We start from the raw sequence: 13,114 nt of genomic DNA on the forward strand, positions 1-13,114 counted from the left end.
GTACAAGGGGCGAGTTTGCCGCCGCCACAATATCCTCATGCAACGTCGGCGGTGCCTCCTCGATCAGACGGGCGACGTTTGCCGCGCGTCCGGCTGCCTCGCTGCCGATGGCCGCTTGCACGGCCAGCGACCGTTCATCGACGAAAAGCCACAAACCCACGACCTGCGCCACGAACAGAACCACCACCACCAAAAGGGCGATCTGTGAGCGGAACCCCATTCGCATCAGGCCTCGACCTCCACATCACAGTTCAGGCAATATCCACCATTGCGCACGGTCGATATGATCCGGGGGCGAAGCACATCGGGTTCGATTTTCCGGCGCAGGCGCGAAACCTGATTGTCGATCGTTCGGTCAAATGGTCCGGCAACACGGCCGGCGCTCAATTCCAGGAGCTCATCCCGGCCGATCACCGCCCGAGGACGCTCAAGTAAGACCGTCAGCAGCTTTGCTTCGGCCGTGGTCAATGTATTGACCGTGCCATCGGGGCAAATGACATGGCTGGCGTCGTGATCGAATGTGATCCCGGCAAAAACGGCCCGCTTGCCCGCAAATGTTCCGCCATGGGGTGCATATCCGTCCCCCGCACGGCGCAGGATCGCATTGATCCGGGCCAGAAGCTCGCGCGGATTGAAGGGCTTGGCCAAGTAGTCATCTGCACCGGTGTCGAGCCCCTTGATCCGAGCGTCATCGTCGCCGAGCGCCGTCAGCATGAGAATCGGGGTATGCTGCTGCTCCCGACGCAACCGTGCACAGGCCGCGAGCCCGTCCTCTCCCGGCATCATGATATCGAGCACGATCAGATCGAATTTGTCCTCGCTCAATCGCGCATCCATCTCGCCCGCACTTTTGGCTCCCGTCGCGCGCAGCCCGTTTTTCTCCAGGTAGCGCGTCACGGAGTGCCGGATCTCGGCATGATCATCGACGACCAGAATATGCGCCGATGCCGCCATCAGCGATCGGGTCCCACACATCGGCACGTCTGGCTGATCGGCCTACTATTCAATAGATTGAGTTCCATAACACCCAGAATAGATTGTTCTTTCGGGAAAGACCCGCACCTCGTTTGTCGCAATATGTATCAATCGACCTGACATGTCTTGACCCTCCAGCTGCTGGAAGCCCCATCTGACGCGGCATGACAGGCGCAAGACCAGACATATCGGGGCAACATCCCGCCCAATCAGTGCACCGGACCATGGCGGCGCCCGCGTGGATCGGATTTGCGCTTTTTGTGGTCACAATGCCCGCCCACCTCCTCCTGGAACAGGCAGACTCGCTTGCCTTGGCAGCGGTCACACTGGCCCTGATCGGCGGGGCCTATATCGGGTTCGGTGCCGCCGATGGCCGTCGCTCCGTGTTCTGGTCTGAGCTGGCGGTTGCTCTCGTCTTTGGTGCGGCGGCCGTAGCGGGTCTCCTTTGGCATTGGGCAGCCTTGCCTCTGGGTCTCGCGCTCCATGCGCTGTGGGATCTTGCCCATCACAATGCGGTCCGGCTTGCCCGGGTCCCACACTGGTACATCCCGTTTTGCGTCGTCTTTGACCTGATGGCGGCAGCCTTTCTTGTGCTGCTTTATACGAGGTAGGCCATGGTGCGTGTCGTTGTTCTTGTCCTTCTGGGGCTCTTGCTTCTCGTCCTGGCGCGTCCGGACCTTGCGGGGCTCGATGCCGATCTGCCGGAGCGCGACGACCTGCGCCTTTGGATCGAGGCAGCTGGTCTTCTTGGTCCGCTTCTGGTCGTGGCGCTGATGACGCTGGCGATCGTGGCCAGTCCCCTGCCCTCGGCGCCGATCGCGCTGGCTGCCGGGGCCGCCTATGGTCACACCTACGGAACACTGCTTGTCGTGCTCGGCGCGGAGATCGGCGCGCTTGCTGCGTTTCTACTCGCGCGCGGGCTGGGGCGCTCTTTCGTGGAACGCCATGTCGGCGAGACGATCGGGCGTGGACTTCTGGGGTCACAGAATACACTGACGTTTCTGGTGTTCGGAAGCCGACTGCTGCCGTTCCTGTCCTTCGACATGGTCAGCTACGCTGCAGGATTGAGCGTCTTGCACCTTTGGCGGTTTGCCCTGGCGACCCTCGCGGGGATCATTCCGGCCAGCTTCTTGCTCGCCCATCTCGGCAGCGAAGCCATGAATGGGGACGTGCAAACCGCCACCTGGACGGCGCTGGCGCTTGGCGCATTTACCGCCGCGTCCGTCCTCTTTGCGGTATGGCGTGACCGCCGCACGCCGAAAAAGGAGATCTGACATGGCCACTCATTCACATGCGGGACATATGCCGTCGTCGGGAAAAGCTCTGGTCATATCTGCCTGGCTGACCGGCATCTACTTCGTGATCGAACTGGCCGTCGGGCTCTGGACCGGCTCGATCGCGGTGCTGTCAGATGCGTTTCACACGTTGTCCGCCGTCGGGGGCGTGCTCGTCGCCATCATTGCGCAGCGGATCGCGCGCCGCCCGGCGGATATGGCGCGCAGTTACGGGTGGTATCGCGCAGAGATCATTGGCGCGCTCGTGAATGGCGGCTTTCTTCTCGGCATGGCGCTTCTGGTGATCTGGATGGGGGCGATGCGGCTCGGAAATCCGATCCATCTGCCCACGGGACCGATGCTCTGGGTGGCCTTCGGTGGCTTGGTCACCGAGGTGATCTCGCTCGGCCTGATGTGGAAATCCAGCCAGGATGATCTGAATGCCCGCGGGGCCCTCTGGCACATCATCCAGACCTTCGTCGGCAGCCTGTTGATCATCGTGACCGCGCTCGTCATCGAGTTCACCGGCTTTCTGGCGATCGATCCGATCCTTGGTATGGCCTTCGGGGTCGTGCTCCTCTGGGCCTCGATCGGAGTTATCCGCGAGGCGGTGCATATTCTGTTGGAAGGGACCCCGGAAGAAACTGATCTCTCGGCCGTGACCGCTGATCTGCGCGCGCAGGACGGCGTTCTCGATGTCCACCATGTCCACGCCTGGACCCTGACCAGCGGCAAGCACGCCTTCTCGGCCCATCTGCGCCATGCAGAACCTGCCGATGCCGCGCGCATCCTTGAGACCGCCTATACGCACCTTACCAAGCATCACCGGTTTCACATGGTGACCCTGCAGCTTGAAACGGACTGCCTCGACGAGCGCCACGCGGACGATTTGGACGTCACGCAATCGATGGGGCCGCAGGCAGAGCTTCATGAACCACCTGCGCACCGCGATCACCTCGACAGTGCCGCTCCGGATGCTAATCTCGAACGCAATTCAAAAGGAAACGACACATGAAACGACGTAGCTTTCTGCTGACCGGCGCTGCCGCCACAATCGCGCTCCCGGCCATGGCTGATGCCGGGCCCATCATCAAGGTTGTCAAAACCCCGACCTGCGGATGCTGCACGGCCTGGGTCGATCATGTCCGGCAAGCCGGATTTCTGGTCGAGGCCCAGGATGTCGATCAGGACGCCCTCTATGCGCTGAAAGACAGGCTCCGGATCGCGCCGGAACTGGCCGGTTGCCACACCGCCGTGGTGGGCGATTATTTCATTGAGGGCCATGTGCCGGCTGAGGACATCGCCCGGCTTCTTTCAGAGCAACCGGCGGCGCGCGGGCTGAGTGTACCGGGTATGCCGATGAGTTCCCCCGGCATGGGCGGTCCCGGTGCCGGCGATACGTTTGATACGCTGCTTGTCGGGCCTGATGGCGCGACATCGGTCTTTGCCAGTCATAGCTAGGCCAATCGGTAGGTCCCACGGGACGGGTTTGTAACCCGGCCCGCTTCGACAAGCGCCCGCAGCGCACGGTAGGTCGCCTCATGCGTCAGCTGGAGGCGCGCGGCAAAGTCGACGACGGTGCCATCCAGAAGACCCGCAACGATCCCCGCCATCACCCGATCCTCGGCGCGTCGGATGCCGACAATTCCCATGATCTGCCGGTGCGCCTGAACCTGTTGGGCCGCATGGCGTCCATAGGCCCGCGCAAAATCCGGGTTCGCGAAGGCGGCGAGAACCGCGGACTTGTCGATCCGGACCAACTCACCTGCATCCATCACGATGGCATCGCAATGATAGCGCTCCGAAAAGACCGAGGCTTCGGCAAAGCTGGTCCCGGATGTCGCCCGGTGAATGATGAGCCGCTCGCCATTCGGACCAACCCGTTCGAGATGCACACGCCCGGTTATCAGCACATAGAGGCCCAGGGTCCTTGCACCCTGTCGGAAGAGCACGTCGCCAGCCGCAATTGTGTGCGACTGACGCGCAGTTGTCGGGAGAAGGTCGTAGGGCTCTGGCAGCATATGATTGAAATCATATTCCAGAGCAGGCCTGCGTGCTACGAAAAACGGGTATCGTGCCGTTCAAAAGGATCCCCCCATGCGCCTTGTTGCTCTCCTGCTTGCCCTGTCATTTTCTGGACCCGTCGCGGCCCAGCACAGCCATTCCGCGACCGGGCATGCGATGCCGGGTCCGCAGGAAACCGGGCAATCTGCCTTTGCCGCCATGGCCGAGATCGTGGCGCTCCTACGCGCCGATCCCGCTACCGATTGGGCAAATGTCGATATCGCGGCCCTGAGGCGACATCTGGTGGACATGGAGCTTGTGACGATGGAGGCCGAGGTTACCCGCAGTGTGCGGCCCGCCGGTATCCGGTTCGAAATCCGCGGAGCACCGCGCGTTCTCGAGGCCATTCGCGCCATGGTGCCTGCCCATGCGCCGTTCCTGGCTGCCGAGACGGGTTGGGAGGTCACGACAGAGGATCTCGGGGATGGTGTTGCCCTCCTCGTCGATGGCGATTCCGACCAGATACAGGGTCTTGGGTTCTTCGGGCTGATGACCATCGGCGCGCATCACCAGGAGCATCACCTCATGGTGGCAAAAGGCGAACCGCCCCACCATTGAGCTGAAGATCCGCCACAGTTTCCCTCCGCCAGCCCCCGGGTTGCAGACAAAACATTACAAAACCCGCGTTGACGTTCCGGGGCGGGAAGGTTGCACACTCGCTGTGCTATGGATGCCACCGACGACACTGAACGCAGGGATTTCCTGTATTATGCCACTGCTGGCGCGGGCGTGGTCGCGTCCGGTGCGGCGCTCTGGCCGCTGATCAATCAAATGAACCCATCGGCGGATGTGCGCGCCCTGGCGACGATCTCGGTGGATATCTCCGGGCTCGCGGAAGGCACCCAACTGACCGTCAATTGGCGCGGAAAGCCCGTCTTCATTCGCCACCGGACGCAAGCGGAGATGGCCCAGGCGCGTGAAGAGGCGGTCTCCACCTTGCCGGACACCGATGCGCGCAATCCCAATCTTCCCGGCGAGGCCACAGCGCAGGATGAGAACCGGGCCATTCCGGGCCATGACGCCTATCTGGTGATGATCGGTGTCTGCACGCATTTGGGATGTGTCCCGCTTGGCGATGGCGCGGGCGATTTTGGAGGGTGGTTCTGTCCCTGCCACGGGTCGCACTACGATACCGCGGGTCGTATTCGCAAAGGGCCTGCGCCGGAGAACCTACACATTCCACCCCTGGCCTTGTCCGACAACATGGTGCTGACGCTAGGCTGAATAATATGAACTTTTTGACGTAGTCGCGCCGTGTGAAACCAGACCATATTCAGACGCCTTCCGATCACCATGGATTGCGTCGCACCACATCCGAATTATTCTTTGCCCGGATATTTCGCGAAGTGGGGCTCTGGCTTCCATCCAAGCGAGGTTGCGGTTGACGGGTGCGCGCCTGTTGCCCGAAGCGATCATCGCTCCAAACACGGCCAATGTGAGTCCCCATGTGAAGTTTGGAATGACTGATCTTTCGCTGTTCGGAGACCAAATGTGCCTAGATGGGTGGAAGATTGGGCAAAGAAGCGCGCTAATCAATACCAGACCGGACAGGAGGCCAATGACCATTAGATGCTTTGAACCACCGTCATGAGCGGTGTCCGAACACCTGTGCCTCTTTATGCGCATTGTCGCTCGCTTCAAACTCAAGCGTGGAATGCTCAATTGAAAAACGTTCATGCAGCACTGATTTGACGTTTTCTTTAATTTTGTCGGCCTCACTCATCCGGTCGCGTTCGACGACAATATGGCAGTCCAATGCCGCAGCGTGCTCCTGCATTTGCCACAGGTGGACATGATGCACGTCCACAACGCCATCGACACACTGGATCGCTCTGACCACGTCGTTTCCATCCACATCCGGCGGGCTTCCAAGCATCAGGGTTCGAATTGGGCCCCCTATTTCGGTGAAGGACAAATACAGGATGTAGAGCGCGATGCCGATGGTGATGGCCGGATCAACCCAACGCATTTCATAGAGTATAATGAGCGTCCCGCCGACTATGACGGCCACTGAAGCCAACGCATCCGAAAGGTTGTGGAGAAAAAGCGCACGGATGTTCACGCTCCCCTTCTGCATCGAATAGGTCAGCATTGCGGTCAGCGTGTCGACCACAAGCGCGATTCCACCGAGAATGACGACGGTCCACCCCATGACTTCGGGTGGATCAATCATGCGCATGCCACCTTCGTAGATCAGATAGAAGCCGATCACGATGAGGGTGGTGTAGTTGATCAGGGCCGCGACGATTTCGACCCGACCATAGCCGAAGGTCATACGCTCATCGGCTGGGCGGCGCGCGATCTTGCGTGCGGCAAAGGCAATGACAAGCGAGGCCATATCGGAAAAGTTGTGCAGCGCATCGGCGATCAGTGCCAGGCTGCCCGACAATATGCCCCCGACGATTTGCGCAACGGTAAGAAGCCCGTTCGCCCAGATCGCGATGGCAACCCGCCGATCGCCAGAATCCGGATCGATATGCGCGTGCCCGTGGTCATGTGGCATTGGCAGGCTCCTCATGCGCGTGTGTCGCGCGTCGGTCAGTCTTCAGGCGGCCGCTGCGGAAACCACGTACGCGCGCATTCATCCAGTGGCGTATGATATGACGGTATAAGGCACCACGCAGCCATCCAAAGGATTGCTCATGGGACAAATAGAAGGCGTCCGGCGTATCAAACACGCCGAAATCCTGCACGATGCCGGTTTTCTGAATGTAGGTATCTTCTCCGTTCCAGGCGACGGGAGGCGCGCCAAGGCAATCCGTGCCCGCGCCATAACCGCAGAGACTGTCCGTGTCCGAGAAAGACGTTTGCAGGACTTTGAGGAAAGCGTCATCCAGGATGAAGCCTTCAAGGTTGATCCAGGCACCTTGAAATTCGATCTCGACCCATGAGTGGAGAATTTCCTGCGGAGCAAGCGGATACACCAGCTCAGGTACAACACCGCGCTGCAAGCCTTTATGGATCGTAAACCCATGCAACCGGCAACGAATGCCGACACCACGCAGCAGCGCCATCAAGAGCGTGCCTTTGGTATTGCACTGCCCATAGCCGTCGGAAAGCACTTCGGATGCGGGGATGTCGTCAGCTCGATTGTATCCGAACGCGATTTCATTCCGAACGAAATCATAGGCAGCTCCGATCCGATCGTATTCGGATAAGCCGCGCCAGCTGCGGTTCTCAATTAGACGCGCAAGAGGCGCGGCATCAAAATCCAGTAGTTTGGTGGGTACAAGTAGGGGGTCGGTCATCTGCAACGGGTCGCTCCTCGAATCGTCTTGGAACAAGACTAATTGCTATAGTCACTGTAGCTTCAATCCTTTCTTTCAGAAAGAATCTCCCGCAACTATTTGTCCGTGTGAACCGCTTTGTGGTGTTCGCCGTGTGCATCGCGCAGGATGTCGATACCGCCCCACGCCGCGATCCCGGCCACGACCACACCCACGACTAGGTCCGGCCAGTTCGTTCCCAGCCAGGCGACGAGACCGCCAGCCACGACGATCCCGAGGTTTGCGGCGAAGTCGTTCCAGCTGAAGGTGTTCGCCGCGCGGATGTTGACGTCCGGTTCGCGAAGTCGGGCGAGCAACCAGACGCAGACCGCGTTGATCGCCGCGGCGATCAGGGCCATGGTGATCATGATCGTCCCGAGCGGATCCGACCCGCCGACATAGCGCCGCCACGCATCGTAGAGGATGCCTGCAGCGAACAGGATCAGCAGCCCACCGGAGATGTTCGCCGCCCCGCGTTTCCATTTGTCGGATCGGGACAAAGCGAAAAGGCTGATCGCGTAGACGAAGCTGTCGGAAAGGTTATCGAGCCCGTTGGCGATCAGGGCACTTGAGTCGCCGAAGGCGCCTGTTGCGAAAAAGGCCACGGCCAAACCGATATTGAGCGCCAGAACGATCCAAAGCGTCCGTCTCTCCATTGAATCTTGTCTAGCGGCCATTTTGTGGTTCCAGCTTGTGTTGTAGGACACATTAACTTCTGCGGCTGATCTGCGTTCCAGCCGGAATGTTGGCTGAATTCCTTCAGGCCCCGATTTCCTCGTGCTCGGTCAAGCATTCCGAATGGTCCCGCAACACCTCAAGCACCTTGCAATCTCCCGTCCGCCCGCCGCTGCATTCGTGAACCATGCGTTTCAGTTCCGTGCGCAGCGCCTTCAGGCGGTCCATGCGCTGCTCCACCTGTTTGAGCTGGCGACGCGCGATGGCATCTGCCTCGTCGCAGGGGCGGTTGGGATGGTCGCTGAGGTCGAGCAGCTCGCGGATCGCATCGAGCGAAAAACCGAGTTGCCGCGAATGGCGGATGAAGGACAGTCGGTCGAGCTGTGCATTGTCGTAGCGCCTCTGTCCGCCTTCGGTCCTGCCAGGTTCGGGCATGAGTCCGATCTGTTCGTAGTACCGGATGGTCTGCACTTTTGTGCCAGTCTTCTTTGACAGAGTACCGATCGTGAGCATTTTCGCCTCCATGAAAAAGATACAGTTTGTGTAGGTTTTGCCGTCGGAATAAACAAGTGTCGGATTCACAGACGCGTGAGTTCAAGCTATACCATGATTTCGTGCTTGAACCTCTAGCAGCTAGAGGATGTATCCGCACAGGCAATAAGAATCAAAATCAGGCGAACAGGATTGTCCCTTACATCGGCACAGAAGTTTCTTTGGGTTTTGGCAGGCGTGGCAGCGCTTGCCTTCGTATGGCTTTTGCTATGGTCCGATTATCGTGCCGATAGCGCCCGAACCGACGCCGAACCGCCTTTTTTCGCTGAGTTCGAACTGACGGACCACCAGGGTATGGTTCGAACCGAGGAGGACTTTGCGGGGCGCTGGATGCTGGTTTTTTTCGGCTTTACCAACTGCCCCGACGTCTGCCCGACGACCCTATCCGAGGTCGCGGCGGTGATGGACAGTCTGGGCGACGATGCCGCCAAGGTCCAGCCGATTTTCATAACAATCGACCCTGAACGAGACACGCCCGCAGCACTCGCCGAATACGTCCCGCTGTTCGATGCGGGCATCATCGGGCTGACCGGCACGCCGGAACAGATCGCCGCTACATCCGAGACCTTTCCGATCTTCTTCGAACGCGTCGAAGAGGCTGCGGCGCCGGATGGTTACACGATGGGCCACACGTCGCATCTGTTCCTCTTCGATCCCGACGCGGGCTTCGCCGACTCGTGGCCCTACGGCACCTCCGCCGAAGAGATCCTCGCCGATCTGGAAGAGAGGATCTGACCGACATGATCCGTATGTCCGGAGAAACAGCCCTCGGGCTGGCGTGGATCATCGCGCTCGTCGCCTCGCTTGCCGTGCTTTTCATCGGCGAGGTGCTGGGGCAGACGCCCTGTGTGCTATGCTGGTTCCAGCGCGCCTTCATGTTCCCCTTGGCCATTGTCCTCGGGCTCGGCCTTTGGTGGCGGGACGGCCGCGTGGGGCGCTACGGCATCGCATTGGCGCTTGGCGGCGGCGCAATCGCCCTGTGGCACATGGGGCTGTACGTCGGTCTTGTTCCCGAACGCATCCAGCCCTGCACGGCCACCGGCCCCTCTTGCACCGATGACAACCAACTGGTCTTCGGCATCCCTATCCCGCTGATGGCGCTCGCCGCCTTCGCGCTGATCGGGGCGCTGTCGGCCCTTTCATTGAAGGACACACGAACATGAACCGACGCGGCCTGATCCTGTCCGTTCTCGCCCTCGGCGTCGCCGGTTTCGGCGGAGCCACCTGGTTTGCAACCCGCCCCGGCCCGGTGGCCGAAGCGGAGCCTGTTGCTCCGGAACTTGCTGAGGCGATGATCCGCCCCTACTCGCCCATCCTCGGACCTGCGGAGGCGCCCGTCACGATCGTCGAATTCTTCGATCCGGCCTGCGAGGCCTGTCGCGCCTTTCATCCCATCGTGAAGGACATCATGGCCGAGCATGGGGATGCTGTCCGCGTCGTGATCCGCTACACGCCCTTCCACGGCGCGGCATCCGAGGAAGCGATCCGCGTGCTCGAGGCGGCGCGCATGCAGGACGTTTACGTGCCGGTGCTTGAGGCCGTTCTGCGGGAACAGCCGAGATGGGCTTCGCACGGTGCCCCGGCGCCTGGCCTGATCCTTCAGATCGCCACCACGGCCGGACTCGATGCCGAGGCCGCGCGCACGCAAATGCTGGCGCCCGATGTCGTGGCGATCCTGAATCAGGATCGTGCCGACGTCGAGACCGTGGGAATTCGCCAGACGCCCACATTCTTCGTGAACGGCAAGCCGCTCGATCCATTCGGAGAGGCAGAATTGCGTCGTCTGGTGGCTGCCGAAGTCGCTGCCGCGCAAAGCTGAATGGAAAAGGCAGGATCAGAACGATGAAAAAGTATATTTTGACCAGCACACTGGCCGCGCTTTTGACCCTTGGAGGGCTCTCGGTGCCCGCGCTGGCCGGACCCGAGGATGTTGTCGTCGAGAACGCGTGGTCCCGCGCCTCCATCGGGATGAACCGTCCCGGGGCCGCCTACATGAAGATCCGCAACACTGGCGACGAGCCTGTGACGCTGATCGGTCTTACAACACCGCTCGCGATGATGCCCGAAATTCACGAGACGAAGACAAATGCCGAAGGTGTGAGTTCCATGAGCCCGGCGGGGGAGATCGCGATCGCCCCGGGCGAGAGCGTCGCGCTCGAACCGGGGGGCCTGCACGCAATGCTGATGCGGCTACAAGAACCGATGACGGAAGGGGACACCTTTCCGCTGACCCTGCTTTTCGACGACGGAGGCGAAATGACGGTCGAGGTGCCGATCCTCGGAATCGCCGCGCGGGGGCCAGAGGACTGATGCGGCGACGAGCGATCCTGGGGTACGGCGCGGCTGGTGTCGGGGCGGTCGCCCTGATGCTCTTCGTCGGTTGGTGGCAGGTCGATGGACCCGGTGGACCCGAACCTGTCGGGCAGCGGCCTGTGGCTCTGACCGAGATGGATTTCCGTCTGACGGATCATGAGGGCAACGCGGTCGGGCCAGAAACCCTGATCGGCCGCCCGACGATGGCGTTCTTCGGCTTCACCTACTGCCCCGATGTCTGCCCGACCACGCTCTCTGACATTTCGGGATGGCTCGACGATCTGGGAGACGAGGCCCACGAGATGAACGTGGCTTTCATCACGGTCGATCCCGAGCGCGACACTGTCGAAACGATGGCCGAATATGTCGGCTACTTCCATCCGGCGATCCGCGGCTGGACGGGGCCCGAGGAGCAGATAGCGCGCGTCGCGGACGGCTTCCGTGCCACCTACGAGCGGGTGCCGACGGAGAGCGGCGATTACACGATGAACCACACCGCGAGCGTCTTCCTGTTCGCAGCCTCTGGGCGGTTCGTCACCATGATCGACTATCACGAACCCAGAGAGTTCGCGGTGCCGAAGATCCGCCGCGCGCTGGAAAAAGAAATGGAGGGGGCGACATGAGGCTCAGAACTTTGGCGGCTTGTGTCGCAATTGCGGGGACGGTTTCGGGAGCGGCTATCGCCATCTCTGATTTCATGTCGAAAGAACCCGTGCCGCCGGAACTTGCCCAGGCAAGTAGCTGGATGCCACAACGTCCTGAAGTCCCCCAGAACGTTGACATTCCCGTGACGCTGCCCGCGGCGGCATGGGCAGACGATGCACACAATCTCAGCCCGCTGCCCCTTCTGCAGGTCGCTGTTGCCGACAGGCCGGTGCAAGCGATCGAGCCACCCCTGTCGACGTGGTCGCGCGACATTGCTCCGGGCGAAACGCTCGATTTCTTGCTGTCAGAGGCCGGTCTTGCGGCACCTGACAGAGCCGAAGTTGCCCTCGCGCTTGGTGCGGAATACGATCTGCGACGGCTGCGGCCGGGGCACTCGGTCACTGTCGCTTCGACCGTGGACGGCAGCCCCCGCACCGTCTCACTCGCCGTCGAGGACGGGGTTCGGATCGAGGTGGTTTTCGGCGAGCAGATGTCCACGCAGGTCGTGGCTCCGGATCCGGAAATCGTAACCCTTGCCGGCGAAGCCATGATCGACAGCTCGATCTTCGCGGCACTCGACGAAGCCGGCATACCCGCCCGTTTTTCCGTGGACCTTGCGCAGATGCTGGGTGGGACCGTGGATTTCCGCCGCGAGATGGCCGGCGGCGAAACACTAAGGCTTCTCTGGCGTGAGGCGCGGGTCGGCGAGGACAGGATCGGACAGCCCGAACTCGCCTTCGCCGCACTGGAGATCGGCGGTTCGCTCTACGAGATCGTATGGCCTGACGACGGCAGCGGTCAGGCGACGATCTACGTCGATGGCGAGGTGCTGCGCGTCTTCGCACAGCCGGTCGAGGGTGCGCGCCTCAGCTCGGTGTTCGGGCGCCGCACGCATCCGGTCTTTGGCAACGTCCGGATGCACACCGGCGTCGATTTTGCAGCGGCACGTGGGACACCGGTTCAAGCGACGGCACCGGGGCGGGTCAATTTCATCGGCTGGCGCGGCGGATATGGTCGCGTGGTCGAAATCTTGCACGGCTCCGACACCATGACGCGCTACGCGCATCTGAGCGCCGTGCCGGAAGACTTGGCACAAGGCCAACGCGTTGCGGCGGGAGACGTGATCGGCCGCGTCGGCGCGACTGGCACGGCGACAGGTCCGAACCTGCACTATGAGGTGCTCGTGGATGGGCGCCCGACTGACCCGCTCTCTGACGACCGGCTCGCCGAAGCGGCCGAGAGCGATGCGGATGATGCCGCCGCGCTCTCGCGTCTGGCCGAGGCGCGGGCGCTTCTGAATGAAAACCTCGGCAGCGAGATTGCCAAAACGACAACCGAAAGGCTCTGACC

At 61.3% G+C, this 13,114-nt stretch carries 18 protein-coding genes and 1 pseudogene; 12 read left to right on the forward strand and 7 right to left on the reverse strand.

The genetic code is table 11. The features are described 5' to 3' along the window. Together AC2FNJ_RS16730 and AC2FNJ_RS16735 are read right to left on the reverse strand one after the other, a co-directional pair. Positions 1–226: pseudogene (locus AC2FNJ_RS16730) on the reverse strand (ATP-binding protein); the annotation flags it as partial. Further along, positions 226–954 carry a response regulator gene (locus AC2FNJ_RS16735; RefSeq protein ID WP_093454969.1) on the reverse strand — a complete coding sequence of 243 codons (729 nt, stop codon included), beginning with the start codon at positions 952–954 and terminating at the stop codon, positions 226–228. The pseudogene AC2FNJ_RS16730 and the gene AC2FNJ_RS16735, both read right to left, overlap by 1 nt. Before the next feature lie 245 nt (positions 955–1,199). On the opposite strand from AC2FNJ_RS16735, the gene AC2FNJ_RS16740 reads away from it, so the two are divergent. From AC2FNJ_RS16740 to AC2FNJ_RS16755, 4 genes are read left to right on the forward strand one after another with little or no spacing between them, the layout of a single operon-like run. Further along, the gene (locus AC2FNJ_RS16740; protein ID WP_244525680.1) at positions 1,200–1,586 is read left to right on the forward strand and encodes a DUF6010 family protein; all 387 of its coding nucleotides are present in this window, start codon (positions 1,200–1,202) and stop codon (positions 1,584–1,586) included. Positions 1,587–1,589: 3 nt separating this feature from the next. Next, positions 1,590–2,249, forward strand: coding sequence for a TVP38/TMEM64 family protein (locus AC2FNJ_RS16745; RefSeq protein ID WP_093454953.1), 660 nt, complete (start codon positions 1,590–1,592; stop codon positions 2,247–2,249). A 1-nt stretch (position 2,250) separates the two neighbouring features. Continuing rightward, positions 2,251–3,264: a cation diffusion facilitator family transporter gene (locus AC2FNJ_RS16750; protein ID WP_244525679.1), complete on the forward strand. Its 1,014-nt coding sequence runs from the start codon at positions 2,251–2,253 to the stop codon at positions 3,262–3,264. After that, complete coding sequence (locus tag AC2FNJ_RS16755; RefSeq protein ID WP_093454954.1) at positions 3,261–3,710, forward strand: DUF411 domain-containing protein; 450 nt, start codon at positions 3,261–3,263, stop codon at positions 3,708–3,710. The genes AC2FNJ_RS16750 and AC2FNJ_RS16755 overlap by 4 nt, the downstream gene beginning before the upstream one ends. On the opposite strand, the gene AC2FNJ_RS16760 is transcribed toward AC2FNJ_RS16755, so the two are convergent. Beyond that, positions 3,707–4,270: a Crp/Fnr family transcriptional regulator gene (locus tag AC2FNJ_RS16760; RefSeq protein ID WP_093454955.1), complete on the reverse strand. Its 564-nt coding sequence runs from the start codon at positions 4,268–4,270 to the stop codon at positions 3,707–3,709. The two genes, AC2FNJ_RS16755 and AC2FNJ_RS16760, sit on opposite strands and share 4 nt — an antisense overlap. Positions 4,271–4,346: 76 nt before the next feature. On the opposite strand from AC2FNJ_RS16760, the gene AC2FNJ_RS16765 reads away from it, so the two are divergent. After that, positions 4,347–4,871 carry a hypothetical protein gene (locus AC2FNJ_RS16765; protein ID WP_093454956.1) on the forward strand — a complete coding sequence of 175 codons (525 nt, stop codon included), beginning with the start codon at positions 4,347–4,349 and terminating at the stop codon, positions 4,869–4,871. 108 nt (positions 4,872–4,979) lie between these two features. After that, positions 4,980–5,537, forward strand: coding sequence for a ubiquinol-cytochrome c reductase iron-sulfur subunit (gene petA / locus AC2FNJ_RS16770; RefSeq protein ID WP_093454957.1), 558 nt, complete (start codon positions 4,980–4,982; stop codon positions 5,535–5,537). Between the two features lie 361 nt (positions 5,538–5,898). On the opposite strand, the gene AC2FNJ_RS16775 is transcribed toward petA, so the two are convergent. From AC2FNJ_RS16775 to AC2FNJ_RS16790, 4 genes are all read right to left on the reverse strand, one after another. Further along, positions 5,899–6,816, reverse strand: coding sequence for a cation diffusion facilitator family transporter (locus AC2FNJ_RS16775; RefSeq protein WP_093454958.1), 918 nt, complete (start codon positions 6,814–6,816; stop codon positions 5,899–5,901). Further along, positions 6,806–7,561 (reverse strand): transglutaminase-like domain-containing protein, encoded by a 756-nt coding sequence (locus AC2FNJ_RS16780; protein ID WP_093454970.1) that lies wholly within the window; start codon positions 7,559–7,561, stop codon positions 6,806–6,808. Before AC2FNJ_RS16780 ends, AC2FNJ_RS16775 begins: the two co-directional genes overlap by 11 nt. Positions 7,562–7,656: 95 nt before the next feature. Next, the gene (locus AC2FNJ_RS16785; protein ID WP_274582271.1) at positions 7,657–8,235 is read right to left on the reverse strand and encodes a cation efflux transmembrane domain-containing protein; all 579 of its coding nucleotides are present in this window, start codon (positions 8,233–8,235) and stop codon (positions 7,657–7,659) included. 103 nt (positions 8,236–8,338) lie between these two features. Continuing rightward, a complete protein-coding gene (locus AC2FNJ_RS16790) occupies positions 8,339–8,767 on the reverse strand; it encodes a MerR family transcriptional regulator (RefSeq protein WP_093454971.1) in 429 nt (142 codons plus the stop codon). A gap of 207 nt (positions 8,768–8,974) precedes the next feature. Here AC2FNJ_RS16790 and AC2FNJ_RS16795 point away from each other — a divergent pair, with 207 nt between their 5' ends. The 6 genes from AC2FNJ_RS16795 to AC2FNJ_RS16820 are packed head-to-tail and all read left to right on the forward strand — an operon-like array spanning position 8,975 to position 13,112. Next, on the forward strand, positions 8,975–9,541 hold the full coding sequence (locus AC2FNJ_RS16795; RefSeq protein WP_093454960.1) for an SCO family protein: 567 nt from the start codon (positions 8,975–8,977) through the stop codon (positions 9,539–9,541). A 5-nt stretch (positions 9,542–9,546) separates the two neighbouring features. Beyond that, positions 9,547–9,969 (forward strand): disulfide bond formation protein B, encoded by a 423-nt coding sequence (locus tag AC2FNJ_RS16800; protein WP_093454961.1) that lies wholly within the window; start codon positions 9,547–9,549, stop codon positions 9,967–9,969. Next, a complete protein-coding gene (locus tag AC2FNJ_RS16805) occupies positions 9,966–10,625 on the forward strand; it encodes a DsbA family protein (protein ID WP_093454962.1) in 660 nt (219 codons plus the stop codon). Before AC2FNJ_RS16800 ends, AC2FNJ_RS16805 begins: the two co-directional genes overlap by 4 nt. Before the next feature lie 23 nt (positions 10,626–10,648). Beyond that, entirely contained in the window at positions 10,649–11,116 is a 468-nt protein-coding gene (locus tag AC2FNJ_RS16810) for a copper chaperone PCu(A)C (protein WP_093454963.1), read from the forward strand. Beyond that, positions 11,116–11,742: an SCO family protein gene (locus AC2FNJ_RS16815; protein WP_274582272.1), complete on the forward strand. Its 627-nt coding sequence runs from the start codon at positions 11,116–11,118 to the stop codon at positions 11,740–11,742. Before AC2FNJ_RS16810 ends, AC2FNJ_RS16815 begins: the two co-directional genes overlap by 1 nt. Then, complete coding sequence (locus AC2FNJ_RS16820) at positions 11,739–13,112, forward strand: M23 family metallopeptidase (protein ID WP_274582273.1); 1,374 nt, start codon at positions 11,739–11,741, stop codon at positions 13,110–13,112. Before AC2FNJ_RS16815 ends, AC2FNJ_RS16820 begins: the two co-directional genes overlap by 4 nt. The last annotated feature ends 2 nt before the right edge of the window (positions 13,113–13,114 follow it).

It is taken from the genome of Ruegeria sp. BHSB196 (genome assembly GCF_059613135.1).

What these genes read in the sequence shown, in the direction of transcription:
- AC2FNJ_RS16735 (WP_093454969.1), bottom strand. Translation starts at nt 954, where the DNA reads ATGGCGGCATCGGCGCATATTCTGGTCGTCGATGATCATGCCGAGATC.
- AC2FNJ_RS16740 (WP_244525680.1), top strand. Translation starts at nt 1,200, where the DNA reads ATGGCGGCGCCCGCGTGGATCGGATTTGCGCTTTTTGTGGTCACAATG.
- AC2FNJ_RS16745 (WP_093454953.1), top strand. Translation starts at nt 1,590, where the DNA reads ATGGTGCGTGTCGTTGTTCTTGTCCTTCTGGGGCTCTTGCTTCTCGTC.
- AC2FNJ_RS16750 (WP_244525679.1), top strand. Translation starts at nt 2,251, where the DNA reads ATGGCCACTCATTCACATGCGGGACATATGCCGTCGTCGGGAAAAGCT.
- AC2FNJ_RS16755 (WP_093454954.1), top strand. Translation starts at nt 3,261, where the DNA reads ATGAAACGACGTAGCTTTCTGCTGACCGGCGCTGCCGCCACAATCGCG.
- AC2FNJ_RS16760 (WP_093454955.1), bottom strand. Translation starts at nt 4,270, where the DNA reads ATGCTGCCAGAGCCCTACGACCTTCTCCCGACAACTGCGCGTCAGTCG.
- AC2FNJ_RS16765 (WP_093454956.1), top strand. Translation starts at nt 4,347, where the DNA reads ATGCGCCTTGTTGCTCTCCTGCTTGCCCTGTCATTTTCTGGACCCGTC.
- petA (WP_093454957.1), top strand. Translation starts at nt 4,980, where the DNA reads ATGGATGCCACCGACGACACTGAACGCAGGGATTTCCTGTATTATGCC.
- AC2FNJ_RS16775 (WP_093454958.1), bottom strand. Translation starts at nt 6,816, where the DNA reads ATGCCACATGACCACGGGCACGCGCATATCGATCCGGATTCTGGCGAT.
- AC2FNJ_RS16780 (WP_093454970.1), bottom strand. Translation starts at nt 7,561, where the DNA reads ATGACCGACCCCCTACTTGTACCCACCAAACTACTGGATTTTGATGCC.
- AC2FNJ_RS16785 (WP_274582271.1), bottom strand. Translation starts at nt 8,235, where the DNA reads ATGGAGAGACGGACGCTTTGGATCGTTCTGGCGCTCAATATCGGTTTG.
- AC2FNJ_RS16790 (WP_093454971.1), bottom strand. Translation starts at nt 8,767, where the DNA reads ATGCTCACGATCGGTACTCTGTCAAAGAAGACTGGCACAAAAGTGCAG.
- AC2FNJ_RS16800 (WP_093454961.1), top strand. Translation starts at nt 9,547, where the DNA reads ATGATCCGTATGTCCGGAGAAACAGCCCTCGGGCTGGCGTGGATCATC.
- AC2FNJ_RS16805 (WP_093454962.1), top strand. Translation starts at nt 9,966, where the DNA reads ATGAACCGACGCGGCCTGATCCTGTCCGTTCTCGCCCTCGGCGTCGCC.
- AC2FNJ_RS16810 (WP_093454963.1), top strand. Translation starts at nt 10,649, where the DNA reads ATGAAAAAGTATATTTTGACCAGCACACTGGCCGCGCTTTTGACCCTT.
- AC2FNJ_RS16815 (WP_274582272.1), top strand. Translation starts at nt 11,116, where the DNA reads ATGCGGCGACGAGCGATCCTGGGGTACGGCGCGGCTGGTGTCGGGGCG.
- AC2FNJ_RS16820 (WP_274582273.1), top strand. Translation starts at nt 11,739, where the DNA reads ATGAGGCTCAGAACTTTGGCGGCTTGTGTCGCAATTGCGGGGACGGTT.